26 protein-coding genes are annotated in these 25,364 nt (G+C 47.3%); 14 read left to right on the top strand and 12 right to left on the bottom strand.

Annotated elements, in window-relative coordinates:
* The first annotated feature begins 1 nt into the window (after position 1).
* From FPE01S_RS17410 to FPE01S_RS17380, 7 genes are all read left to right on the top strand, one after another.
* Complete coding sequence (locus FPE01S_RS17410; protein ID WP_046370310.1) at positions 2–1,240, top strand: sigma-54 interaction domain-containing protein; 1,239 nt, start codon at positions 2–4, stop codon at positions 1,238–1,240.
* Positions 1,224–1,730, top strand: a complete 507-nt coding sequence (gene lptE, locus FPE01S_RS17405) for an LPS assembly lipoprotein LptE (protein ID WP_046370309.1) — start codon at positions 1,224–1,226, stop codon at positions 1,728–1,730. Before FPE01S_RS17410 ends, lptE begins: the two co-directional genes overlap by 17 nt.
* 2 nt (positions 1,731–1,732) lie before the next feature.
* Positions 1,733–2,608 (top strand): DUF8458 domain-containing protein, encoded by an 876-nt coding sequence (locus FPE01S_RS17400; protein WP_046370308.1) that lies wholly within the window; start codon positions 1,733–1,735, stop codon positions 2,606–2,608.
* 1 nt (position 2,609) lies between these two features.
* The gene (gene secG / locus FPE01S_RS17395) at positions 2,610–2,966 is read left to right on the top strand and encodes a preprotein translocase subunit SecG (RefSeq protein WP_046370307.1); all 357 of its coding nucleotides are present in this window, start codon (positions 2,610–2,612) and stop codon (positions 2,964–2,966) included.
* A 74-nt stretch (positions 2,967–3,040) separates the two neighbouring features.
* Entirely contained in the window at positions 3,041–4,078 is a 1,038-nt protein-coding gene (gene mltG, locus FPE01S_RS17390; protein WP_052955957.1) for an endolytic transglycosylase MltG, read from the top strand.
* 1 nt (position 4,079) lies between these two features.
* Entirely contained in the window at positions 4,080–5,057 is a 978-nt protein-coding gene (locus tag FPE01S_RS17385) for a YihY/virulence factor BrkB family protein (RefSeq protein WP_046370306.1), read from the top strand.
* A 39-nt stretch (positions 5,058–5,096) separates the two neighbouring features.
* Positions 5,097–5,699, top strand: a complete 603-nt coding sequence (locus FPE01S_RS17380) for a thioredoxin family protein (RefSeq protein ID WP_046370692.1) — start codon at positions 5,097–5,099, stop codon at positions 5,697–5,699.
* On the opposite strand, the gene FPE01S_RS17375 is transcribed toward FPE01S_RS17380, so the two are convergent.
* Positions 5,664–6,110, bottom strand: a complete 447-nt coding sequence (locus FPE01S_RS17375) for a TlpA disulfide reductase family protein (RefSeq protein WP_046370305.1) — start codon at positions 6,108–6,110, stop codon at positions 5,664–5,666. The two genes, FPE01S_RS17380 and FPE01S_RS17375, sit on opposite strands and share 36 nt — an antisense overlap.
* Positions 6,111–6,260: 150 nt before the next feature.
* On the opposite strand from FPE01S_RS17375, the gene FPE01S_RS17370 reads away from it, so the two are divergent.
* From FPE01S_RS17370 to FPE01S_RS17355, 4 genes are all read left to right on the top strand, one after another.
* The gene (locus tag FPE01S_RS17370) at positions 6,261–9,329 is read left to right on the top strand and encodes an AsmA family protein (RefSeq protein ID WP_046370304.1); all 3,069 of its coding nucleotides are present in this window, start codon (positions 6,261–6,263) and stop codon (positions 9,327–9,329) included.
* Between the two features lie 56 nt (positions 9,330–9,385).
* On the top strand, positions 9,386–11,776 hold the full coding sequence (locus FPE01S_RS17365) for a sodium-translocating pyrophosphatase (protein ID WP_046370303.1): 2,391 nt from the start codon (positions 9,386–9,388) through the stop codon (positions 11,774–11,776).
* Positions 11,777–11,904: 128 nt separating this feature from the next.
* Positions 11,905–12,288 carry a BlaI/MecI/CopY family transcriptional regulator gene (locus tag FPE01S_RS17360; protein WP_046370302.1) on the top strand — a complete coding sequence of 128 codons (384 nt, stop codon included), beginning with the start codon at positions 11,905–11,907 and terminating at the stop codon, positions 12,286–12,288.
* A gap of 121 nt (positions 12,289–12,409) precedes the next feature.
* Positions 12,410–14,281 (top strand): M56 family metallopeptidase, encoded by a 1,872-nt coding sequence (locus FPE01S_RS17355; RefSeq protein WP_169749191.1) that lies wholly within the window; start codon positions 12,410–12,412, stop codon positions 14,279–14,281.
* A 76-nt stretch (positions 14,282–14,357) separates the two neighbouring features.
* Here the strand turns inward: FPE01S_RS17355 and FPE01S_RS17350 are convergent, their stop codons facing one another.
* Positions 14,358–14,918, bottom strand: a complete 561-nt coding sequence (locus FPE01S_RS17350; protein ID WP_169749190.1) for a WbqC family protein — start codon at positions 14,916–14,918, stop codon at positions 14,358–14,360.
* A 391-nt stretch (positions 14,919–15,309) separates the two neighbouring features.
* On the opposite strand from FPE01S_RS17350, the gene FPE01S_RS17345 reads away from it, so the two are divergent.
* Positions 15,310–15,783, top strand: a complete 474-nt coding sequence (locus FPE01S_RS17345; protein WP_157474077.1) for an LEA/WHy family protein — start codon at positions 15,310–15,312, stop codon at positions 15,781–15,783.
* Between the two features lie 72 nt (positions 15,784–15,855).
* On the opposite strand, the gene FPE01S_RS17340 is transcribed toward FPE01S_RS17345, so the two are convergent.
* Positions 15,856–16,197 carry a heavy-metal-associated domain-containing protein gene (locus tag FPE01S_RS17340; RefSeq protein WP_046370298.1) on the bottom strand — a complete coding sequence of 114 codons (342 nt, stop codon included), beginning with the start codon at positions 16,195–16,197 and terminating at the stop codon, positions 15,856–15,858.
* A gap of 23 nt (positions 16,198–16,220) precedes the next feature.
* Positions 16,221–16,856 carry an orotate phosphoribosyltransferase gene (gene pyrE / locus FPE01S_RS17335; protein ID WP_046370297.1) on the bottom strand — a complete coding sequence of 212 codons (636 nt, stop codon included), beginning with the start codon at positions 16,854–16,856 and terminating at the stop codon, positions 16,221–16,223.
* A gap of 41 nt (positions 16,857–16,897) precedes the next feature.
* Between pyrE and FPE01S_RS17330 the strand changes: the two genes are divergently transcribed.
* Positions 16,898–17,521 (top strand): NUDIX hydrolase, encoded by a 624-nt coding sequence (locus FPE01S_RS17330; protein ID WP_046370296.1) that lies wholly within the window; start codon positions 16,898–16,900, stop codon positions 17,519–17,521.
* An 8-nt stretch (positions 17,522–17,529) separates the two neighbouring features.
* Here FPE01S_RS17330 and FPE01S_RS17325 read toward each other — a convergent pair whose 3' ends face one another.
* From FPE01S_RS17325 to prfB, 7 genes are all read right to left on the bottom strand, one after another.
* Positions 17,530–17,970, bottom strand: coding sequence for a hotdog fold thioesterase (locus FPE01S_RS17325; RefSeq protein WP_046370295.1), 441 nt, complete (start codon positions 17,968–17,970; stop codon positions 17,530–17,532).
* Positions 17,971–17,972: 2 nt separating this feature from the next.
* Positions 17,973–18,449, bottom strand: a complete 477-nt coding sequence (gene coaD / locus FPE01S_RS17320) for a pantetheine-phosphate adenylyltransferase (RefSeq protein ID WP_046370294.1) — start codon at positions 18,447–18,449, stop codon at positions 17,973–17,975.
* A 12-nt stretch (positions 18,450–18,461) separates the two neighbouring features.
* Positions 18,462–19,391: an aspartate carbamoyltransferase catalytic subunit gene (locus FPE01S_RS17315; protein ID WP_046370293.1), complete on the bottom strand. Its 930-nt coding sequence runs from the start codon at positions 19,389–19,391 to the stop codon at positions 18,462–18,464.
* A 19-nt stretch (positions 19,392–19,410) separates the two neighbouring features.
* Positions 19,411–19,932 (bottom strand): bifunctional pyr operon transcriptional regulator/uracil phosphoribosyltransferase PyrR, encoded by a 522-nt coding sequence (pyrR, locus tag FPE01S_RS17310; RefSeq protein WP_046370292.1) that lies wholly within the window; start codon positions 19,930–19,932, stop codon positions 19,411–19,413.
* 82 nt (positions 19,933–20,014) lie between these two features.
* On the bottom strand, positions 20,015–20,593 hold the full coding sequence (locus FPE01S_RS25040) for a porin family protein (RefSeq protein ID WP_052955952.1): 579 nt from the start codon (positions 20,591–20,593) through the stop codon (positions 20,015–20,017).
* A gap of 72 nt (positions 20,594–20,665) precedes the next feature.
* Positions 20,666–22,297, bottom strand: a complete 1,632-nt coding sequence (gene pruA, locus FPE01S_RS17300) for an L-glutamate gamma-semialdehyde dehydrogenase (protein ID WP_046370291.1) — start codon at positions 22,295–22,297, stop codon at positions 20,666–20,668.
* A gap of 16 nt (positions 22,298–22,313) precedes the next feature.
* Positions 22,314–23,412, bottom strand: a protein-coding gene (gene prfB / locus FPE01S_RS17295) for a peptide chain release factor 2 (RefSeq protein ID WP_369403732.1) whose coding sequence is annotated in 2 segments (ribosomal slippage) — positions 22,314–23,360 and positions 23,362–23,412 — 1,098 coding nt in all. Because the reading frame shifts where the segments join, the coding sequence is not laid out codon by codon here.
* Positions 23,413–23,527: 115 nt separating this feature from the next.
* On the opposite strand from prfB, the gene msrA reads away from it, so the two are divergent.
* Positions 23,528–24,217, top strand: coding sequence for a peptide-methionine (S)-S-oxide reductase MsrA (gene msrA, locus FPE01S_RS17290; protein ID WP_046370289.1), 690 nt, complete (start codon positions 23,528–23,530; stop codon positions 24,215–24,217).
* A 43-nt stretch (positions 24,218–24,260) separates the two neighbouring features.
* Here msrA and FPE01S_RS17285 read toward each other — a convergent pair whose 3' ends face one another.
* Positions 24,261–25,055, bottom strand: a complete 795-nt coding sequence (locus FPE01S_RS17285; RefSeq protein WP_046370288.1) for an acyl-CoA desaturase — start codon at positions 25,053–25,055, stop codon at positions 24,261–24,263.
* Positions 25,056–25,364: the final 309 nt, after the last annotated feature.

Raw genomic sequence — 25,364 nt, 5'->3', positions numbered from 1 at the left:
CATGGATATTCAAAGCATAAAAAACAGATTTGGCATAATCGGTAATACTGTGGCATTGAATCATGCCCTTAATGTTGCTGCGCAGGTTGCCAATACAGACCTTACCGTTCTTATCGTCGGGGAAAGTGGTGTAGGTAAAGAAGCATTTTCCCAGATCATTCACGCCCTGTCTGCCAGAAAGCACAATGCTTTTATTGCCGTTAACTGCGGTGCCATCCCGGAAGGCACTATTGATTCCGAATTATTCGGTCACGAGAAAGGCGCTTTTACCGGTGCGGTTGACAGCAGGAAAGGATATTTTGAAACGGTAAACGGAGGCACCATTTTTCTTGATGAGATCGGTGAGATGCCGCTGGGCACCCAGGCCCGGTTGCTGCGCATGCTGGAAACCGGTGAGTTCATCCGCGTGGGATCTTCCAAAGTGCAGAAAACGGATGTCCGTGTCATTGCGGCAACCAACAAAGACCTGCTGGAGTATACCCAGAAGGGAAAATTCAGGGAGGATCTTTATTACCGTCTCAGCACGGTTCCCATCAGGGTTCCATCGTTGAGGGACCGTAAAGATGATATTCCGCTGCTGTTCCGCAAGTTCGCCGTTGATTTCGCGGAACGGTATAAAACAGCACCGGTGCAACTGGACGATGATGCCCGTCAATTGCTGATGAATTATACTTTCCCGGGCAATATCCGCGAGCTGAAAAATATTGCAGAGCAGATTTCAGTATTATCGGTAGACAAACATATCAATTCGACGGATTTGCGCCGGTTCCTTCCGGAACATCCCAACAACCGGTTACCGATGGTAGTGAACAACTCCAATGGTACGCATACCAGTGAGTTCGGCAACGAGCGGGAACTGCTGTACAAATTGTTCTTTGACATGAAAAAAGATGTTACGGAACTCAAAAAAATGTTTGTGGAGATCCTGCAGAATCCCGGTGAGGCAGCTGCAGCTGCAGCTTATACGAAAGAAAGCCTTCTCCGCGATTATCCGGTACCGGTTGAGTTGTCACCCGCGCCTGCGATCATCCACAATCAACCGGCGGTGTTGCTGCCTCATGACGACATTCATGAACATGAAGAAGTGGAGGAATCGCTCAATATTATGGATAAGGAAAAAGAGCTGATCCTGAAAGCCCTGAAAAAACACAAAGGAAAACGCAAAGATGCTGCATCTGATCTGGGCATCAGTGAAAGAACCCTTTACCGAAAACTGAAAGAATATGATATCAACGATTAAGGCCTTTTTGCTGGTTGGCCTGATTACCGGGTTCGCCGGCTGTTATTCTTTTAAGGATGTTTCCATTCCCCCGGAGGTAAAAACGGTAAAGATCAATTTTATTGAAAACAGGGCAAGATATGTAAACCCCCAGCTGGCGCCGCAGTTGACAGAAAGACTCCGCCAGAAGGTGATCAGCCAGACCAGGCTGACGATGATCCAGGGTGATGATGCGCATTATATTATTTCTGCTACCATTACGGATTATTCCGTGACCACTTCGGGCATCCAGAATCAGACAACAGCCACCAACCGCCTGAACGTATCTGTGGCCATTATGTTTGAGAACAAACTTGACGAAACGAAAAGCTATAAGGATCCGGTGACCATCACCCGTAACTTCGACTTTAACGCGAACCTTGCCCTTCCCCAGGCGGAATCGCAATTGAACGAAACCATGATCAGGAACCTTTCGGATGAAATTTTTAACCGTATCTTTTCGAACTGGTAAACATGTTGCTAGCCAAAACGATACCGTTCTATTTCCGTCAGCCAACCCTGGAAAGTGTCAGTATTCCTGAATTGGAAAGGGCGATTTCCAAACACCCCTATGCTGCGTCGCTGCAATTGCTGTTGCTGAAGAAACAGCAACAGGAAAAGGATCCTGGTTTTAACAGCCAGTGGGATAAATGCAGCCTGTATTTTCCAAACCCATACCTGTTACAGACAGTACTGTCAGAAACATCTGTGTGGGTGAAACCGGCAGCCGAACCTGTCAGTCCGTTGAAAACTGAACAATACCATGTTGCTGATCCCGTGGTGCCGGAACCGGAAGCATTGGTTAAATCAACTGTTACCGAAGCAGTAGCGGCACCAGCACCTGAGGTTCCCGCTGAACCGGAATCTCCAGTCCAGTCAACAGAAGACAACAGTACCCTACGGAGCGATATCCTGAGCAGGGAATCCCCCATTCCAATTCCCGGACTCAAAGACATCTTGCCTCAGACTGATTCCCAACCGTTATTCGAACCCTATCATACGATCGATTATTTTGCCTCGCAGGGTATCAAACTCAGTACGGAGGTTGCGCCCGGTGACAAACTGGGTAAACAGCTGAAAAGTTTTACCGAATGGATCAGAACCATGAAAAAGCTGCCTGCCCCGAGGATAGAACAGCAGTTAATGGACGCTGGCAACGGTGAAAAGATCCAGGAAATGGCTGCCGGATCGGTGCAGCACCGGGAAATATTGACCGAAACAATGGCAGAAGTGCTTGTAAAACAGGGAAATATTCAAAAAGCCATCGAATTGTATGCTAAATTAAGTTTGGCTCATCCCGACAAATCCGCTTATTTTGCGACTCGAATTGAACAACTAAAACAACATTGAAATGGTAATTTTCTTTCTGATACTGGTGATCCTGGCTAGTGTGATCCTGGGTTTTATCATCCTGGTTCAAAACCCGAAAGGTGGTGGTCTTGCCGGTAATGTGGGCGGACTCAGCAACCAGTTCATGGGTGTTAAGCAAACTACTGACGTGCTTGAAAAAGGTACGTGGATCTTTGCTACAGTTGTTGCATTGCTCTGCCTTTTCTCTGCTGTATTTGTACCGAAAGGTTCCAAAAGCAACATGATCGATCAGCTGAATACCAAACCTGCTGCAACAGCGCCGGCCAATGCGCCAGCCACTCAGCCGGCAACACAACCGGTTCAACCTGCTCCCACGCAACCGGCAACGAACCCTTAAGCTGAACCAGATAACGTTTTTTAACCCTGCTACCGGCAGGGTTTTTTGTTTATTTTACAAGCCAATCAAATCCAATGAAAAAAGTATTGTTCGTGTTCGGTTTGGTGATCGTGGTGGTGGGTATCGTACTCCTGTGGGGATTTTTTGGTCCGGCTACAAGTTTCCGGGACAAGGTCTATTACCTGGAAATTCCAACTGGCAGCACCTATGGACAAGTGCTCGAAAAGGTGAGCAAAGACAACGTAGTGAAGTATCCTTCATTGTTTGACTTCCTTGCGAAAAGGCTGAACTATCCAGATAAGATCAAGGCCGGCCGGTATGCTATCCATCACAATACAAACCTTTTAAATATAATCCGGAAACTTCGGAATGGTGCGCAGGAACCGGTTAACCTGGTGATCAATAAGCTCCGAACCAAAGAAGACTTTGCAGGTATGGCCGGGCGGAAATTTGAATCTGACAGCATTCGCTTTCTCCGTTTTCTGAACAGCAATGACTCGCTCCTGCCTTATGGCCTTGACTCCAATACAGTTTTATGTGGTGTGTTGCCGGACACCTATACATTTTTTTGGAATACCAGTCCGCAGATCGTTATGAACAAGATCCTGGAGAATTATAAATCATTCTGGACTTCAGAACGAAAAGACAAGGCAACCGAGATGGGGTTAACGCCCGTGCAGGTATCAACACTGGCGTCCATTGTAGATGAGGAAACCAATAACCGCAATGAAAAAGGAAATATTGCCAGTGTGTATCTGAACCGGCTTAAAAAAGGAATGCGCCTCGGAGCAGATCCGACTGTTAAGTTTGCTTTACGGGATTTTTCCCTGAAAAGGATTTATCACAAGCACCTCCTGGTTGAATCCCCGTATAATACCTACCGGGTGACCGGATTACCGCCCGGCCCGATCTGTACGCCGCAAAAACAGACAATTGATGCCGTACTCAATGCTCCTTCAACAAATTATCTATTCTTTGTGGCAAAACCAGGGTTCACAGGGGCTCATGCTTTCGCCGCCGACTACCAGGAACACCTGAAACTAGCCAGGGAATACCAGCAATTCCTGGATTCACTGGCAAAGAACCCAAAAGCTGAAGAAACAGGACACTGACATGATCAAACTGGAACGCATTGCCAGGAACAGCCTGCCCGCCAGGTGGATTGTTGCCAAAAGCAAAAAAATCAGCCTGCCGGGATTTGAAGGACTACCACTGTATGATGTGGTCAAATTCTTCCTGGCACAGGTGAAGAAAGTCGGCCTGAACGACCGTGCAGCTGCCATTTCCTTTAACCTGGCAATGGCAATTCCTGCTGCTACCATCTTCCTGCTGACGCTATTTCCCTACATGCCGTTTTCCAAACAGCTTACCAATGAACTGCTGCAACTGACAAAGGACCTTACTCCCAACTACAAAACTTATGAACTGGTACGCGACTTCCTCCAGGACTTTCTCCAGACTCCCCGGTCGGGTCTGCTTTCCCTGGGTTTCCTGGTAGCCGTATTTTATGCGTCCAATGCAGTGCTGGGCATCATGCGCACCTTCAACAAGTCATTGATGTACAGTACGAGCAGAAATTTCTTTCAAAAACGCTGGATGGCGGTTAGGATTACAACAGTACTCATATTCCTGCTGTTGTGTGCGATCATCCTGTTGATCGCGCAAGGTAATGTGCTCAGCTGGATGTTGAATAAGCTGAACATCAATACACCAGCAATCAAATGGCTAGTACGTAACCTCAGATGGTTGTTCATCATCGCGCTCGTTTATTACAGCATTGCGATCATATATAAATACGTGCCATCAGTACATGAACGATGGCAGCTTTCTTCCCCGGGCACCATATTCGCAACAGGGTTGATCATTCTTACCGTGATGGTGTTCTCCGTTTGGGTAAACAAATTCAATAATTTCAACAAGATCTACGGTTCAATTGGTACCATCATGATCCTGATGCTGCTTATATATTTCAGTTCACTTGTGTTACTAATTGGTTACGAGCTTAATGTGAGTATACATTCACTGAAGATGATGGCTGAAGAGCGCGCCAGGACCGAAGCTGCCAGGGCTTCCGAATCTCAGAAAATTTAGCGAAATTGTGAGAACTGCTTGACCATTAAAAAAGAAACCATGAAAGCATTGTTATCACTCTTTGCACTGGCCATCGCAGGAATTGCCTTTAAATTGGCTGATCCGCTGCCCATCGGCGCCGACATTCCTATGGCGGCTACAAAAATGAAAGACGTATCAGGTAAGATCATCTCCCTGAATGATGTCAAAACTTCCAATGGCCTGCTGGTCATGTTCAGTTGTAACACTTGTCCATACGTGGTTAAGAACCAAAGCAGGACAACTGACATCGGGAATTTCGCTACGGGGAAAAATATTGGATTCGTTGTGCTGAACTCAAACGAAGGCAACCGCGCCAATGAAGATTCGTATAAGGCGATGCAACAATATGCTGCCTCCCAACATTATAAGTGGCCTTATGTGGTGGACAGCAATAATGAACTAGCTGATGCCTTTGGCGCATCCCGTACGCCGGAATGTTATCTCTTCGACGGACGGGGAAAACTGGTATACCGTGGCGCAATTGATGACAGCCCGGCTGACCCCTCCAAAGTCTCCCGCAATCACCTCAAGGAAGCCATCACTGAAATGGCCTCAGGAAAATCGGTTTCGGTAAAAGAGAGCAGGTCAGTTGGCTGTGGCATCAAGAGAAAGGAAGGATAGCCGTATTTCTTCCTGACGCATTGGCTTATCTACAAATTGCCGGTATTGTTTCTGCGGATTGATGAATAGCGTGGCAGGGAGACTCCCCTGCCAGGCAGAATCTACTTTTGGGCAAAAGAAATCAGCGTTGGTCTCATTCAGCCAGTATTGCACCGCGGGTTGAAATTGCTGCTGGCTGACAAACTTCTCCAGTTTGTCAGGATAATAATCAGCCATATCAAGACTCACCATGATCAGTTCGACATTTGGTGAAGTTCTGGCAAGCTCAAGCATAAGGGGGATTTCCTCGAGACAGGGTTTACAAAATGTTGCCCAAAAATTAATTACCAGTGGCTTCCTGCTTTGTTTGATATAATTTTCCAATTCATTGATCGAAATCTTCTTTACGGTTTGTCCATTACCGGTATGCATTAGCAAAAAACAGCATATCACAAAAAAGACTTGTCTCATGGCGAAGTAACACCACAACAGTCCTGCCAGTTTAACGTTTCTAAGAGAATTATTTAAACGGGCACGGAATTTTTGGAGACCCGCCAGAAGGCCCTTTAAAATTATTGCAGCATGATGAAGAAAGTGTTGACTACGCTTGGTATTATTCTGTTGGTATTGTTCGTATTGGCATTTGCGGCCCCCTTGTTATTTGGCGGCAAGTTAAAAGCAATCGCCAAAAAAGAAATGAACGAAAAGATCAGGGGAAAATCCGGCTTTTCAGATGTGTCTATTTCCCTGTTCAGACATTTTCCACGGGTTAGCGTTGGACTGGACGGGCTGTATATGACTGGTCCGGAAAACTTTCCCGGAGATACTTTGCTGTCTGCCAACCGTATCGATGTTGCGGTAAACCTGATGAGCCTGTTCGGATCCGGACCGATAGAGATCTCGCATGTAACGCTTGAACAGCCCCGCATCCATGCCATAGTATTAAAAGATGGCCAGGCAAACTGGGATATCATGAAACCCGATGAAGATACAACTGCCGCCAGCGAACCCGGAAAAGGCTTCAGCATGGATCTGAAAAAATACAGCATCAGGGATGGCTATATCCGTTATGATGATGAACAGGGGAACATGCACCTGCTCATCAACCAGCTGGATCACGAAGGCAGTGGCAATTTCAGCAGTGAGAATTTTATTTTGAAAACACAGACCAATGCTGTCAGGATCAATTTCTCCATGGAGGGCATCCCCTACCTGGTTGACACACAAACTGATCTTGCTGCAGACTTTGATATAACAGCTTCCCAGAGTCTTTATAAATTCAGTCATGCAGCACTAAAACTCAATGAACTTGCAGTGAATGCTGATGGATTCTTCCAATTGGTGAATGACTCGACTTATAAAATGGACATCACGTTCAAGACTCCTTCCAACGAATTCAAGAGTTTGCTCAGCCTCGTGCCCTCGGTATACAGAAAAGATTTCAATGAGTTGAAAACAAAAGGAACGGCAGCCTTTGAAGGTTGGGTGAAGGGAACATACTCGGGAAATCAGTTGCCTGCATTTGAAGTTAAAGCCAAGGTAAAGGATGGCTTCTTTCAATATCCGGACCTCCCCCAACCAGTGCAGGATATCAATTTACAGTTGACGGCTTCCAATCCCGACGGTGTGATTGATCATACGGTTGTTGATATTCCGCAAGCAAACCTGAAGTTCGGTGCAGAGCCGTTTCAGTTCAGGCTTCTCCTAAAAAACCCCGAATCAGTTCGTTACATTGACGCAGCTGCCAAGGGAAAACTGGATCTGGGAACCATCGGTCAATTTATCAAACTGGCAGAAGGTACCCGGATTGGAGGCCAGGTAACCGCTGACCTTTCCGCTAAAGGAAATCTTGAAGTTGTGATGCAGCAAAAACCCGGGCCGTTCCAGGCACAGGGTATGTTGCAGCTTGCTAATGTCAGCTATGCGGCAAAGGATTTTCCCCAACCCATCCAGAAAACAAATGCCCTGATAGAGATCACCAACCCGGATGGATTACCGGACCATACGATTGTCAGAATCCCTGCCGGACATGTGGAACTGGGAAGTGATGCCGTGGATTTCACCCTGCTGCTGACACAACCGGCAAGCGATCCTACATTCGACGCAGGACTTAAAGGAGGTTTGCAACTTGACCGCGTCAAACAATTTTACACTTTTGAACCGGGAACAAGTCTTGAAGGAAAACTGCTGGCTGATGTCAGGTTCGCCGGGAAAAAATCCATGATAGACCGAAAGGCGTATGATCAGGTAAAAGCGTCCGGTAGTATCAACCTTTCTGACTTAATCTATAAAAGCCTGGCTTATCCTGACGGGATGCAGGTGAAGAAGGCCGACCTGGTATTTACACCGGCGTCGGTATCATTGCCTGCCGCCAGTGGTAAAATGATGGGTACAAATTTCACCGTATCCGGAAAACTTGATAACGCCATCGGCTATGCGCTGAAGGATGAGCCACTTGCCGGAACCCTGCAATTCAATGCCGATAAAATTGACCTGAACAAATGGATGGGTCAGCCTTCCACCGGCGACAAACAGGATCCGAAAGCCACAGAGAACGACAGTGCAACCAGTTCGATACCATTTGCTGTGCCGGCAAATCTCAACCTGACACTTCAGTCAGCCATTGGCCAGTTGGTTTACGACAAAATCAATTACAACAATGTAAAAGGAAATGTCAGGGTAGCCAACGAAACAGTTACACTAGACAATCTCTCGATGGATGCCCTTGATGGCAATATCCGCCTGGCCGGTCATTATTCCACAAAGGAAAATAAACTGAAACCGGAAATTGGGTTTGAATACCAGCTGAACGGGCTGGATATCGGCAAAACCTTTTCGTCTTTTAACACGGTGAAATACCTGATGCCGGTTGCGGGATTTATTACAGGAAAATTACAATCCGGACTCTCCCTTTCCGGAAAAATGAGTCCCTCGATGATGCCGGATCCGGCTTCACTGGCAGGGAAGGGAAATATTGTTGTAGACGGGATACTCAGCAAATTCAAGCCCTTTGAAACGCTGGCACAGCAACTCCAGATCAAAGGCCTTGACCAGATTGAACTCAAAGGCATCAAACAGTCATTTGAATTCATTAAAGGGAAAGTGATGGTAAAGCCTTTTCATGTCAAATGGCAGGATATAGATATGGAAATTGGCGGCATGCATGGTTTTGACCAGTCCCTCGATTACATTATTAATATGAAAGTACCCAGGGAACGGTTTGGCAGTGACGCCAATAAGCTGTTGAACAATATGGTAACCAGCCTGAACAGTAAAGGCATTCCGGCAAATCTGGGTGAGACCGTAAACCTGAAAGTCAACCTTGGTGGAACGCTGCAACAGCCACAGCTTAAATATGACCTCCAGCAACAGGGTACGAGCCTCGCGGCGGAGGTAAAAGGGAAAGCTGATTCCCTGGTGAATGCAGCTAAAAAAGAGGCGCAGGATTCGCTGGAATCCGTTAAGAAGCAGGCAGTTAAGGATCTCGAAAGCATTATAAAAGAGCAGGTTTCCGGTAAAAAAGACACTTCGGCTACCGGGAAAGATGCCGGATCAACCACCAAAAAGGCTGAAGAAGCCGCGAAAGGCCTGCTCAACAACATTTTAAAAAAGAAGAAAAACGCCGCCGACAGCACCCAGAAAAAACAATAATTGGGGTTTCTCCCCTATTTTTGCCCACTCTAAAATTTTTGTTAACAAGAATTCGTATGGACAAATTGTTTTATCTGGTGCCTGCCTTTGGGGTGATTGGCTTGCTGTATACCATCATCAAATTTGCCTGGGTATCCAAGCAGGATGCTGGTAACGATCGCATGAAAGAAATCAGCAACTACATCGCTGAGGGGGCAATGGCCTTCCTGAAAGCGGAATGGAAGATCCTTGGCTACTTTGTGGTAATTGTAGGTATCCTCCTGGGTTTCATGGCTACAAGGAATGACAACTCCCACTGGAGCATCGCCCTGGCATTTGTTCTGGGCGCCGTATTCAGTGCGCTGGCCGGTTTCATCGGAATGCGTATTGCAACGAAAGCCAATGTGCGAACAGCACACGCAGCCCGCACCAGCCTGTCCAAAGCGCTGGCAGTGTCGTTCACCGGTGGTTCAGTGATGGGCCTTGGTGTAGCGGGGCTTGCAGTACTTGGGCTGGGTAGTCTTTTCATCGTGCTGGTTATGGCGTTCGCGCCCGGACTGGCGGCCAACGACCATCTTGTTGCGAAAGCAATTGAAGTATTGACCGGATTCTCCCTGGGTGCTGAATCAATCGCCCTGTTTGCCCGCGTGGGTGGTGGTATTTATACCAAGGCTGCGGACGTAGGTGCCGACCTGGTAGGAAAAGTAGAAGCCGGTATTCCTGAAGACGATCCGCGTAACCCTGCAACCATCGCAGATAACGTGGGTGATAACGTTGGTGACGTTGCCGGTATGGGTGCAGACCTGTTCGGTTCTTATGTTGCAACAGTTCTGGCTACTATGGTACTCGGCCAGGAAACTATCGCAACGGATGCCTTTAACGGATTCTCTCCCATTCTTCTCCCTATGCTGATCGCCGGAACAGGTATCCTGTTTTCCATCGTAGGTACCTGGTTTGTACGGATTTCAGATAATGCCGGAATCAGTACAGACGTTGTTCAGAAAGCACTGAACATGGGTAACTGGGGCTCAATTGTGCTGACTGCAGTAGCATCTTTTTTCCTCGTTCAATATATCCTGCCTGATACAACCATGAACCTCCGCGGATTTGAATTTACCCGCATAGATGTATTCTACGCAATTGTGGTAGGACTTGTGGTAGGTACACTGATGAGTATCATTACCGAGTATTATACAGCAATGGGCAAGGGCCCGGTGAATTCCATTATCCGTCAATCTGCTACCGGTCACGCCACCAACGTCATTGGTGGTCTTGCTGTTGGTATGCAATCAACCTTTCTGCCGACAATCGTACTGGCAGCAGGTATCTACGGCTCCTATCATTTTGCCGGACTATATGGTGTTGCGATCGCAGCAGCCGGTATGATGGCCACTACAGCCATGCAACTGGCGATCGATGCATTTGGTCCGATCGCCGACAACGCAGGTGGTATTGCCGAAATGAGCGAATTGCCGAAAGATGTACGTGAAAAAACAGATGTGCTGGATGCTGTGGGTAATACGACAGCCGCAACCGGTAAAGGTTTTGCCATCGCATCTGCCGCCCTTACTGCCCTGGCACTGTTTGCCGCTTTTGTGGGCGTTGCCGGAATCAAAGGCATCGATATCTATAAGGCGGATGTGTTGGCTGCCCTGTTTATCGGCGGCATGATCCCCTTTGTATTTTCTTCTCTCGCTATCCGCGCTGTTGGTGAAGCTGCCATGTCGATGGTGGAGGAAGTTCGCCGCCAGTTCAAAACCATCCCTGGTATCATGGAAGGTACCGGCAAACCGGAATATGACAAATGTGTTGCCATCTCTACGGACGCTTCCATCAAAAAAATGATGTTGCCCGGTGCAATTGCCATTGTTTCCCCGCTGCTGATCGGGTTTATTTTCGGACCGGAAGCACTGGGTGGTTTTCTTGCAGGCGCGACCGTTAGCGGCGTACTGATGGGAATGTTCCAGAACAATGCCGGTGGTGCGTGGGACAATGCCAAGAAATCATTTGAAAAAGGTGTTACTATCAACGGAGAGGTATATTATAAGAAATCAGAACCGCACAAGGCATCGGTAACCGGTGATACCGTGGGTGATCCATTCAAGGATACTTCAGGTCCATCCATGAACATCCTTATCAAACTGATGAGTATCGTTTCTCTGGTAATCGCGCCTACCCTTGCCCAGATCCATCATACCGGCGATCACACTGCGAAAGTTGAGGAAAAAGTCAAAGTGCAGGTGATTGCAGATAATGTAAAGAAAGAGGGTCAGGCTAATATTGAAAAGCTGGTGGAGGCCCTGAAGGCGGATGGATTTACTCAGAATGGGAAACTCGCTGTTGCAGTGAAAGAAGGTAAACTCATCATAAATGGGGTTGAACAACCGCTTGAGACTGTTAAGAAATACGAAAATCTTATTCCTGCAGGCGGTAACGTAACCGTCAATGTGGAAGTGGTGCAGGATTAATGTATCTTTGTTCCAGAAACTAATCAGATCCAAATACCAAAAGTCCCGACGTGTCTACGCCGGGACTTTTTTTTGTTTTTACTTTTCTTTTACGAAAGAAATCGTATTTTAGTCCCAAATGTTCCACCATGGCTTCAACCAAGTATATTAAACCGACAGACAGTGAACTGGAGATCCTTCAGGTTCTTTGGACACGGGGGCTGGCCAGTGTCAGAGAAGTACATGAAATCCTCGCCGCATCTAAGGATGTAGGTTACACCACTACCCTTAAACTGATGCAGATCATGCACGAAAAGGGTCTGGTACGCAGAGACGATTCAGTGAAGACGCACATCTACCAGGCTGCGGTAAGCAGGGAAAGGACACAGAAACACCTGCTGGGAAAGATGATTGATGGACTTTTCGGTGGATCCCCTACCCAATTGATTTTGCAGGCACTCGGTAATCACAAAGCATCGGCCCAGGAGCTGGAAGAAATCCAGCACCTTTTAAATAACCTCAAAAAACAGTAGGATGCCAACCCATCCCCAGACCGCTTTCCTTGAAGCCCTGGGCTGGACGCTCTTGAACAGTTGGTGGCAATTGGGAATTTTGTGGGTTCTGTTTCTGTTCTTGAAAAAGGTCTCGCCCCGTATGACTGCTGCTCACCGGTATAACCTGGCCCTGGTGTTCCTGATGGCTGGTATGTTATGGAGCCTGGTCACTTTTGCCGTCCGCTGGTCTAATCCGGAAGGCTATCATGTGACAGGTTTTGCAAACAGCGACTGGTACCGGTATTACCTGTTGATCCTTAGCCAGGTCCGGATCTTTCTCCCCTATCTTTCTCTGATCTACCTGTTTTGGCTGACCATGAGAATTGCCCGCTTCTGCAGGCTGTACCTGGCGACCAATAAATTGAGGCGTGACGGGCTGCACAAAGTTCCCGTAGAATGGAGATTGTACCTGGAGCATATGAGTGGGCACATGCATATTGGCAGAAAGGTGACCATCTGGTTTTCCGAAAAAATCGACACCCCCATCCTGCTCGGCTGGCTGAAACCCATGATCCTCCTGCCTTTCAGCGCTGCTACCCAGTTGAGCAATGATCAGCTCGAAGCGATCCTGCTGCATGAACTGGCGCATATCCGCCGGAACGATTTCTTCTGGAATATCATCGTTTCGCTGGCTGAAGTTGTTTTGTTTTATAATCCCTTCGCGAAACTCCTAATTTCCGCTATCCGTGAAGAAAGGGAGCATTCCTGTGATGACTGGGTGCTTCAGTTTCCCTACAAACCGGAATCTTACGCCAATGCATTGTTGCGTTTGGAACAACAGCGGGTTTACCCTGCTTCGCAGCTATTGCTGGCTGCGAGAGGAAATGGTTCCAGGTTATTGCTGCAACGGGTGAAAAGAATGTTGCACCTGCCAGGTGAAAAAAGAGAGCCAATCGGCAAATTGGCAATCCTGACGGTGATGATCGGCATGCTCGTAATGCTGGCACTTGTAGAACCCAGGGAAGAAATTAAAACATTTGTATGGGATGTGGTCCAGGCGCCGGTTGCCTCTCTTGAGAACAGGATCAGCCGCATCAACTTTAATTTTGCCAATGCGGACAACGGGGAGCCAGCTCAGCCGGAAACCAAGAAGAAGTCCGTCAAACTAAAGCCAAAATCGACTGAGGCAATCAACCGCAATAACTCGGCGGGACATGATCTCGAGTTATCGGAAACCCAGATCGATAATCTTCAGTTGGTTGCAGATTTCGACGCTACACCCTCGACGGATCCCTACGAGGCTGCTGCCCCGGCGTATGATTTCCAGCTGGCACCCAATACAACACCAGCCCTCGTATTAAATGAACGGGCTTTTGTATTACCGGATTACAGGGAATCGTTACCAGATGATGTACCGGTTGGGTCATATATGCCTTACGTCCCGTTGAACAGTTTTCAGGTTGCCCAGGCTGTTTCCGAAGATACCGCCCGCATGATCCGGAAGAATGCCATCAGCCGGAACCGGGCAGCTATGGCAACTAAAGCACAGGGTACAGCAACCCAGAAAGCTGAACTTTCCCTGCAGGCCAAACAGATGGCGCTCCAGGTACAACTGGCCCTTGATCAGCTGAACTGGGAAAAATTGAAGCTGAAACTGGAAAGGTCAGGAGCCTCAGCCGAAAGCATCCAGTATGAACTCGAAAAGGAACTGGCGAAGCTGGACTGGAACAAATTGCAACTGCAGGCGAAATGTGCCCTGGAAGGTTTGTCCCGGAAAGCTGATCAGGAACAGGAAGCTGAAAAGCAACGCCGGAATGTTGATTACATCCGGGCTTCTGAACAGGCTCAGTTAGACGGTTTATCGGTAATTGCTGATGATGGTGAAAACGACAATGACGAGGACAATCCGCAACAGAAATGCCAGAAAACTACCACGCCCGCTGCTTCAACAACTGTAACCGTTACTGCAACCAGTAAGTGTAATGGTAAAACAAAAACCGAGGTTAGAAAGAAACAGATAGTATATTTCTAATATATTAAATATAAATTATCAAAAGAGCCGGTTGTTAAACAGCCGGCTTTTTTGTGCCCACCGCCAGCCGGCCTGTTCATTTTCCTGGCTCTTCAATCGTCCGCAGCCATTGCACGGCCGCCGGTCCTTCACAAAATAAGAGGTCGAGAATCGACAATCCCGGTATGAATCCATGCCTGTCACGGAAAACCTGACCGTACATCCCAACAGCATCTTTCCCGGAAGTCCATTCTGACCGGCTGGCGGGCAGGAAATGGTTTCGGAAATCATCAGCATTGCCGGGGTCCCCGCCGGCTTTCCGGAGCGCCGGAGCAGGAACAGGATGCGCCGGCGAAAGGTCAAAAGTTACGGGAAGCTTCAGTTTTGATTGCACCCAATGCAATGCGTCAATATTGAAATCCAGGAGGAACCGGTAATGCTTTTCAAAGATGCCTGCCAGATCGTCACGGAAATATTCAAACCAGGGGGAGCGATTATATGCCGAAACAATTCCCCGCCAATGGTCCCGCTGCCAGGGTTCATCAGCAATTTTAATATCATTATACAAGAGCTTTTCATTCCTGGCATCCAGCAGGGGTACTGACAAATTCATGATGCCGTTTCCTCCGGCGATAAGAATTCTGTTCCTGAAACTCATTTTTTTATGACGCTCATATATAAACATTTCAACATTATAGTAACTATATACTTTTTTATACCAATCAACATTTGCAAAACATTGTAAATCAATAATTAATACTCTGTTATTCTCCATATGATGATCTCCCCGTTTTTCGTTGACAAAATCGGCGTTCCAGGTATAAAATGAGTCGTAAAGTTTGCATTACACAATGTTAGTTAAACGCTATTTTAAATTGATGATCAATATATTACTTGCGAAAATTTATTACTAATAATCTTGACCTGGTCTATTGATCAATAATTATCCTGTAAACCGCCCGTATTCTAAAAACATTAGGGCCAAATATACCGCAATTCTGAAAATTGATTTTGCTGATAATTGGCCGATCTCCTATTTTGCCATTAATATGTCGATAAACACATTACGCCGCCGGAAACAGCTTATTACTGCTGTCCTATTGTTCCTATCTTTTGGATTGTTTTCCTGTAGCAAGCCGGTAATCCCGGAATACCAGGCATTTGAAAATTTTCAGCTCAGTAAAATCAGTTTAGGGGAAACTGTCGTTTCGGCAGACCTTAAGTATTATAATCCCAATCCTTATCCGTTGCAATTGAAGCATGCAGATCTCGCCATACGGCTGGAGGATAAGCCGGTTGGAACAACAGTACTGGATACCCTGATCACGATTCCCGAGAAGGATACATTTTATATTCCTGTAAGTCTGAAGGTGAACATGAAGCAGCTCCTGAGCAATGCCTTGACTTTGCTTATGCAATCGGAGATCGATGTTAAGGTAGATGGGACAGTGAAAATGGGGAAGTCAGGTATCTTCTTTAATATGCCGGTTCATTACGCCGGTAAGCAGAAAATCGAATTTTGATGGGTATGTATAAATAAAAACGCCCCCGAAAGGGGGCGTTTAATATTTGCCTGAGATTACGTAAACCGGTTCTTATTCCGGTTTTTTACAGCATTTGGGGAGCTTTTCGTATGATTCTTCGTTGGCGCTTACATCATCAGCGTCATAGCCAACGTTCGCAATAGCTGTCTTTATGTTCTCAATATTGGTACGGTCTGTATAAAATGTTACCGTAGTCTTCTTCTTTTTATAGTCAACATTAGACTTTGTAACTCCTTCCTCTTTTGCCAGGAACGTCTCAATTCGCTTTTTACACATATCACATTGAACAGATGGGGTGCTGATGACCACCGTCTGCAGCGTTTTTTTAGCCTGTGCAAAAGCGCCTGTAACAAGACCGGTTACCAAAACAACCAGCAGCGAAAGTTTTTTCATATGACGAAATTTTATCGAAAATACTAAACTCCAGTCCAGTTTGCCGGGTCCTCCCGCCATTTTAACAATACCGGCTTCAATTCCGGTCCGAAGGTGCCTTTTTCTTCCCCCAGTGCGATCAGTGATTCATAACTGGTCAGAGACCGGAAAGGCACCCCTGCTTCCTGAAATGCTGCTGATGCCTGCGGGAAGCCATAGTTGAAAATGGATACCATTCCCACTACTTCCATACCTGCCTGGCGGATGACCTCCACTACCTGCAGGCTGCTTTTCCCGGTTGAGATCAGGTCTTCTATGACCAGCACTTTAGCGCCTTTCGTATAGTCGCCCTCTATCTGGTTGCCCAGCCCATGTTCCTTGGGTTTGGGTCGTACATAGATGTACGGTAGTTTCAACTGGTCAGCTGCCATGGCACCCCATGCGATACCAGCTGTCGCAACACCCGCCAGTAATTCAGCGTCCGGGAACTGTTCAAAAATGACATTGCACATTTCAGACTTCACAAAATCCCGGATGAATGGGAAGGACAATACTTTTCTGTTATCGCAGTAGATCGGGCTTTTCCAGCCGCTAGCCCAGGTAAAGGGCTGTTCCGGACTCAATCTTACTGCCTTACATTGCAACAGTTTCTCTGCTACAGCTTTTTCGTTTGACTTCATATTATCTTTATTACCAACGGGCAAAAATACCTCACCCCTTTATGTACATCAAAATCTATTTTGGCGACAAGCCCCTCTTTCTGTGTGATGAGATCACTCCTGACCTTGAACCCTTCCTCCACCATGACGATGCTGTTTATATAGACGAATTCTCCAGCCCGGCAATAAAGAGCATGATCTATGAAATGCAGCTTCCTGGAATCCATGCAGGAATTCTCCGGCATAACGACCTTGAATTGCTGAGAAAGGCTGTCTGGAAGAAATTCCACCTGGTAGCGGCTGGCGGAGGTGCAGTATGGAATGACCAGCAACAGCTGCTGTTCATTCACAGAAGGGGAAAATGGGATCTTCCGAAGGGGAAATGGGATGATGGAGAATCCATCCGGGAATGTGCCGTCAGGGAAGTAAGAGAAGAAACCGGCATATCAGCTGTTATCCGCCAGGAACTGCCCACTACATTTCATACCTATTACGACAGCGGAAAACATATCCTGAAACCAACTTACTGGTTTGAAATGGACGTCACCGGTAATACCGAAACGAAAGTTCAGACCGAGGAAGATATCCACCTTGCGGAGTGGCTAGCTCGGGAGGAATGGTCACAGGTGCTGAACAATACTTTTCCCAGTATCAAAGATGTGTTGCAGGCGCTTTCATCCGGATAACAGGTCAACTATTCTATGGCCTGCTTTTTCAGGATAGCTACCGTGATCCGGCTGATGCAAACCAGCTTCCCTCTTTCGTCAACTATCCTGATCTCCCATACATGGGTACTGGCGCCCCGGTGAAGGGGGCTGGCTGTTGCGGTCACGAAACCGCTTCTGACGCTCCTGATGTGGTTGGCATTGATCTCCACCCCTACAGCGATGAACCTGGCCGTATCCACCGACATGGCTGCTCCCACACTTCCCAGCGTTTCTGCCAGGGCAACCGAGGCGCCGCCGTGCAACAATCCATAAGGTTGCTGGGTCCTGTGATCCACGGGCATCCGGGCCCGGATAAAATCGGGACCCAGTTCTGTCCATTCGATTCCAAGGTGATCGCCCATGGTGTTGACCCCAAGAGGCTTCAGGTCATCGATGGTTAATGCGGGATTATGCCATATAACGTCCATGATCAGCCGTTTTGTTCAAGACTGCGGAAAACAGCATCCGGAATAAAGGGGGATGCGTCACCGTTGTTCCTGATGATATCCCTGACGATGGTGGATGCAACTGATGTGTATTTGGGTTCACCTGTCAGAAAGATGGTTTCGATGGAATGATCCATAGTCCGGTTCGCGTCGGCGATAGTTTTCTCATATTCAAAATCACTGACATACCGGATTCCCCTCAGGATAAATTTCGCACCGATCTCCTGGCAAAACTTTACCGTCAGGCCCTCGTATACGGCGCCTTCAACTTTGTCGACGCCTTTGAAGATCTCAGAAATCCACAACAACCGCTGCTCCGCTGAAAACATTGGTGCCTTGGCGGCGTTGAGCCCCACTCCGATCACGATTTTATCAAACAAGGGCAGTGCACGCTTTACTATATCCACATGCCCAAGTGTTATTGGATCAAATGTTCCGGGAAAGAGACAAATTCTATTCATGAAGGGGATTTATCAAGGGGTTTCGCGGCCAGCCAGCAGGTAAAGAACTGCCATCCTGACGGCAACACCGTTTTCGACCTGTTGAAGAATGATGCTTTGACCGCTGTCAGCTACATCACTGTCCAGTTCTACTCCACGGTTAATTGGTCCCGGGTGCATTACCAGAATTTCTTTTTTGAGGCTTGCCAGCATTTCTTTCTTTACGCCGTATGCCTGGTTGTATTCGCGCAGGGAAGAGAACAACACCTGGTTCTGCCGCTCCAGCTGAATCCTCAATACATTCGCCACATCACACCATTCCAGTGCTTTCCTCAGGTTGTATTCCACTTGCACACCGAATGCTTCTTTCATGTAGGTAGGAATCAGGGTGGGCGGGCCTGCTACCATCACCTCAGCTCCCATTTTTTTCAGCAGGTAAAGATTGCTGAGGGCAACGCGGGAGTGCATGATATCTCCGATGATAGCGATCTTTTTCCCTTCCAGCGTACCGAGGTTTTCGCGTATAGAAAAAGCGTCGAGCAATGCCTGTGTGGGATGTTCATTAATGCCATCTCCGGCATTCACAATTGCCGCAGGAATATGCTTGGCAAGAAAATGGGGCGCACCGCTGGCACTATGCCGCATCACCACCATATCCACCTTCATGCTGAGAATGTTATTTACCGTATCCAGCAGCGTTTCTCCCTTCGATACGGAGGACGCGCTGGCACTGAAGTTAATGGTGTCAGCACTTAACCGCTTTTCTGCAAGTTCAAATGAAATCCTTGTTCTGGTGGAGTTTTCGTAAAAGAGGTTAACTATGGTGACGTCCCGTAAGGAAGGAACCTTTTTTACCGGCCGCTGCAAAACCTCTTTGAATTGGGTTGCGGTATCTAAAATAAGCTGAATGTCGTTCGGAGAGATATCTCTAATGCCCAGGAGATGTTTTGTACTAAGTCGCATTAGGAGGCAAAGTTAAGTTTTAGAGCAATATCACTTCATCCTTTCCGCTATTTTCCTTCCAGCCAACCTTTACCCGCTGGGTAATAATGGAATCGATCGCTTTTCCGACATAATCCGGCTGGATTGGCAGCTCTCTGCTGAACCGGCGATCAATCAGCACGCAAAGCTCAACTTTCCGCGGACGGCCGAAATCCATCAATGCATCCAGGGCGGCGCGAATCGTTCTCCCGGTATATAACACATCATCGATCAGGATCACCTTTTTATTCTCAATGGAAAAATGAATATCCGTCTGATTGGCTACATGAAGTTCCTTGCGAACATCATCCCGGTAAAATGTTATGTCGAGCACACCGTACCTGATGGGGTGGTTTGGTTTAATGATATTGATCGCCTGCATGATCCGGCTGCTGAGCCAGATACCCCTGGGCTGGATTCCGATTATACATGTTTCTGCCAGTTCCGGACTGTTCTCTATGATCTGATGCGCAAGCCTTTGAATCGTAATGCTAAGCTGCTCCCCGCTGAGGATCGTTTTCAATTGATGAAATTTCCGCTAAAATACGGCATCAGGAGGCTATCAAAAAAAAGAACCGCCGGTTGGCGGTCCTGATGTGTTTAGATTATTTCGCATTGAACAGGTACAAAACACCGAGCTGGAAGACCGACTGGTGTAATTTGGAATCACCGTCTTCATCCAGCCGGCTGATCCCAAGGTTGTACCGTGCATTGATCCCCAACTCCGGCAGAAGGTGGAAACCCAAACCAAATCCCCAGGAAAAGTCCACCTTTTTTGCGTCATCGGAAAAGTCGTGGGCATCGCCGTCATACTTCTGTTTCGCGCTGACCAGGAATCCAAGCTGGGGTCCTGTTTCAGCGTAGAAACGTTGAGGGAAATGATACTGGACCATCACCGGCACATTGATAAAATTCGTGGCGTAGCGGATCTTGTAACCATCGATCTCCCTTTCAGTCCGCGCACCTTGTGTTGAGAATACAATTTCCGGTTGAATCCTGAAAGCGTCCGTTACTGCGATCCTTGCAAGACCGCCGACATGCAGGCCCGCTTTCGATTCTACGTTATAACTGGATTCACCGACAAAGGAGGTAATGTTCAGACCACCTTTAACACCAAATTGTACTTGCGCTGCTGCAAACTGTGTGATAGCAGTTGCTGCAGCAATCATCAGAAATTTTTTCATGGTACGTTCAATTTTTTAACCATCGCTACAACGTCAAATTGCGTGCGAAAGTATAAAAACGCACCTCCAAAATTATTCCTCTGACAGGAATGGATACCTGAAGCTTGTCGGTGGGTTATATGTTTCCTTGATCGTGCGTGCGCTCAGCCAACGGTAAAGGTTCAACATTGAACCAGCTTTATCGTTGGTACCGCTAGCCCTTGCTCCGCCAAAAGGTTGTTGTCCCACCACGGCGCCTGTCGGCTTGTCGTTGATATAGAAATTTCCTGCAGCATTCCGGAGACGGCTTGTTGCCAGTTCAATGGCATCGCGATCCCTGGCGATAATTGAACCAGTCAGTGCATAAGGAGAGGTATTGTCCACAAGATTCAATGCCTTTTCAAAATTGTTGGCATCGTAAGTATAAATCGTGAGTACCGGGCCGAAGATTTCCTCGCACATGGTTACATACTGCGGGTCGGTTGTTTCGATTACAGTCGGTTCAACAAAATATCCTTTGCGTTTGTCGCAATTGCCTCCTACCAGGATTTTGGCCTTCCGGTCTTTCCTGGCACGGTCAATGTATTTTTTGATCTTATCGTAACTCCTTTCATCAATCACGGCATTGATAAAATTGCTGAAATCTTCCACGCTTCCCATTTTCATCTGCTCCACCTGGTCTACCAGTTTCCGCTTGACAATTTCAGCAATATTGGAGGGCAGGTATGCCCTTGAAGCAGCCGAACATTTTTGTCCCTGGAATTCAAATGCCCCCCTGGCGAGTGCAGTAGCCACTACATCGGGATCGGCGCTGCGGTGTACCAGCACAAAATCCTTACCGCCTGTTTCGCCAACGATGCGCGGGTAGGTTCTGTATTGTGCAATATTGGCGCCGATAGTCGCCCACATGGTATTGAATACACCAGTAGACCCCGTAAAGTGTACGCCGGCAAAATCGCGGTGAGAAAAACAAACATCCCCGAGCGTGGGTCCATCCACATAGATCAGGTTGATCACACCGTCCGGCAATCCCGCTTCCTGGAGGATCCGCATGAACATTTGTGCAGAATAGATCTGTGTATGGGCTGGTTTCCAGACGACTGTATTGCCGCACATGGCGGGCGCGGTGGGAAGGTTGCCACCGATCGCGGTGAAGTTGAAGGGTGTAATAGCAAGTACAAATCCCTCCAGGGGACGCCACTCCATGCGGTTATGCATGCCCGGGCTACTGATCGGCTGTTGTTTATAAATCTCACTCAGGAAATGTACATTGAAACGCAGGAAATCGATGATCTCACAGGCCGCATCAATTTCTGCCTGGTAGGCATTCTTGCTTTGCCCAAGCATCGTGGTCCCGTTCATGTAGGAACGGTATTTGGTTGCAATAAGATCGGCTGCTTTCAGGAAAATTGCTGCACGGCTTTCCCAACTTGTTTCCGCCCAGGATGCCCTTGCTTTCAATGCGGCATCGATGGCTTGCTGAACATGTTTGGCATCACCTTCATGAAAGTAACCCAGCACATGATCTTTTTCATGGGGAGGTGTAATCGCAATCCGGTTGCCGGTTCTTACTGCCCTGCCACCGATATACATGGGGATATCCGCTTCTTTTTTCTTCAACTCTGCCAGTGTCTTTTTCAGCGTGGCTTTTTCCGGAGATCCCGGTCCATAGTTCAGCACCGGCTCGTTTACCGGCATCGGATAAGCAAAATAACCTAAGCTCATAATGTGTGTTTTAAAACTAAGAAGCTGGTTCTTCTTCTTTCTGGCTCATCAAATATGCCTTGATAAAACCATCCAGTTCACCGTCCATTACAGGCTGTACATTGCCCACTTCAAAGTCGGTCCGGTGATCTTTGATCATTTTATAAGGGTGAAATACATAACTCCTGATCTGGCTTCCCCATTCGATTTTCTTCTTGCTGGCATTGGTGGCATTTTTCAGTTCCTCCCGGCGGCGAAGTTCTTCTTCATACAGACGGCTTTTCAGCATCTGCATGGCTTTTTCCCGGTTACCCAGCTGCGTTCTTTCGGTTTGGCAAATCACTACAATTCCTGTAGGAATATGGGTGAGCATCACCTTGGTTTCCACCTTGTTCACGTTCTGACCGCCTGCACCGCCGCTTCGGGCTGTTTCCATCTTCACTTCGCTGTCTTTTACTTCAATTTCGATCGTGTCATCTACCAGCGGGTAGACGAAAACGGAGGCGAAGGAAGTATGCCTGCGGGCGTTGGAGTCAAACGGCGAGATCCGCACGAGGCGGTGAACACCACTTTCGCCTTTCAGGAAACCATAGGCAAACGGGCCGTCAAACTGAAAGGTTGCACTTTTAATACCAGCGCCATCGCCGTCCTGCCAATCGAGTTCCGTAACAGCGTACCCCTGTTTTTCGCCATACATGCGATACATGCGGGATAAAATCTGGGCCCAATCCTGGCTTTCGGTACCGCCGGCACCGCTGTTGATCTGGATAACGGCAGGAAGTTCATCTTCGGGCTGGTTCAGCGTACTCTTGAATTCGGCTTCCTCAATGGCAGCCAGCGCCTTTTCATAGGCCGCTTTCACTTCTTCTTCGGTAGCCTCGCCTGCTTTCCAGAAATCATGAAGAATGGCGAAATCCTCTACCGCAGTATCGACTTCCCCGAAAAGGCCGATCCAGTACTCATGTACCTTGATTTCCTTCAGAATAGCGGTAGCACGCTGATTATCATCCCAAAAGCCGGATGATAGCGTTAATTGTTTGTCTTGTTGGATCTTGTGGGTTCGGTTAGCGACGTCAAAGAAACCTCCTTAGAACCGAAACCCGCTCCCGTAATGTTTTCAAATTTTCTTGTGTCATAGCGGGTGCAAAGATATTGGAAATATCGGTACATTGGGGACACGTACCCGACATATTGTAACATTCCGTAAACAATTAAGGGTCGTAACTTGCCGTTTGAATTTTGGTTATCAATATGCATCGATTCTCTTTATACTTAGGCGTAGTAGCACTGGCTTTCAGTCAGTACCTGGCCGGCTGCGCCCAGAAAGAAAATCCCAATAAATCCATGAGCAATGACCTTGTGTATGCGAATTATGGGGCAACCGATACGGCAACGCTAGGCGCCGGATGTTTCTGGTGTGTGGAGGCAGTATTCCAGCAACTTAATGGTGTGCTGAAAGTTTCTTCCGGATACTCCGGTGGCAAAGTGGCCAATCCCACTTACGAGGAGGTGTGCCAGAAAAATACTGGTCATGCAGAAGTGATCCAGGTAATTTTTGATCCTGCGATCGTGACCTATGATGAGTTATTGGAAGTGTTCTGGCAATCGCATGATCCCACTACACTTAACCGCCAGGGAAATGATGTTGGTCCGCAGTACCGCAGCGTGGTATTTTATCACAATGAAGAGCAACGGGAAAAAGCTGAACATTATAAGGAGCAGCTGGATGAAAGCGGTTCTTTTAATGCACCGATCGTTACTGCTGTTGAGCCTTTCAAAAACTTCTACCTCGCAGAAGATTATCACCAGAATTACTATATCAATAACGGATCACAACCTTATTGCTATTTCGTGATCAGGCCGAAGATGGAAAAATTCGAAAAAGTATTTAAGGATAAACTGAAAAAGAATAATCAGGCGCAAACAAAAAGGGAAAAGTAAATTTTCCCTTTTTTTATTGATATATTATTTTCTCGTTTTCTTATCAGGCTACCCGCTCTTTCTTTCCATTGCTGATTTCTTTCAGGGGTTGTTCTACCTCCACCATCAGTTTGTTCAGCCGGATAATGCCTACAAAGTTCATCAGTTTCATTACCTGGTAAGTCGGATCCAGTTCAAACCACTTGCGGGCAAAGTTCGGATTGGTACCCTGCTTATGGTGGTTGTTCTGAAACAACTCGCCCAGCAGGAATATACCCCAGGGCTCACTATTCTTGCTGTGATCACCATTGGTATAGTTGGAATATCCATATTTATGTCCGCACCAGTTCACGATCGCGCCCTGAACCGGTCCCATCAGGAAATGAATGGGCAATAGCAGAAACCACCAAAAACTGGGTGCAAATACCACGTAGATACCAACGTACGCAGCGCCAAACAGGAGACGGCTCCACATGCTGTCGGCTATACGGTCCAGTTTTGACCAGATCGGAAGATATTCACGGGTAAACTGGGCATCCGGCACATTTTTACCGGTCAGAAAAGCATTGTAAATATTCCTGGTATGGATCATCATGCCCCAAACGTCTTTGAAGAAATGGGGGCTATGCGGGTCTTTTTCAGTGTCACTGTATACATGGTGCATTCGGTGCATTACAGCATAAGCGCGGGGTACGAGGTAGGATGAACCCTGGGTAAACCAGGTGGACAGGTAAAAGAATCTCTCCCAGCCTTTGCTGGTCGTATACATCTGGTGGGATGCAAAACGATGCAGGAAAAACGTATGAAAGAAAAGGGATAAGAACCAATGGGCGAAAAAGAAAGTCAGAATAACTGCCATACTGCACATTTAATTAAGGCGCAAAGATAAATCAAAATGATGCTACTTGGGCAGTTTTAAGAAACCCTTGCAGGCAATTTTAATATCAACAAGCTGATAATCAATAGACAATATATCGAGGTAGGTTTGAAGTCTGGAGTCTGGGCTTCGCCCACCGAAGCTTTAGCGAAGGTGGAGAGTTGAAATTGGCGCAGGCGGGTTTTGGGGTTACACAGCGCTGAAAAAATGTAGTGGGCTATATTAATTGGTGTAGTGGCGGCCTCGGATTCGTGTAGTAAACCGCTGTTTTACACAGGGAACAGGCCTGCT

The organism is Flavihumibacter petaseus NBRC 106054, assembly GCF_000974785.1.
GTDB lineage: Bacteria > Bacteroidota > Bacteroidia > Chitinophagales > Chitinophagaceae > Flavihumibacter > Flavihumibacter petaseus.
This window is presented reverse-complemented; position numbering and strand designations above follow the sequence as displayed.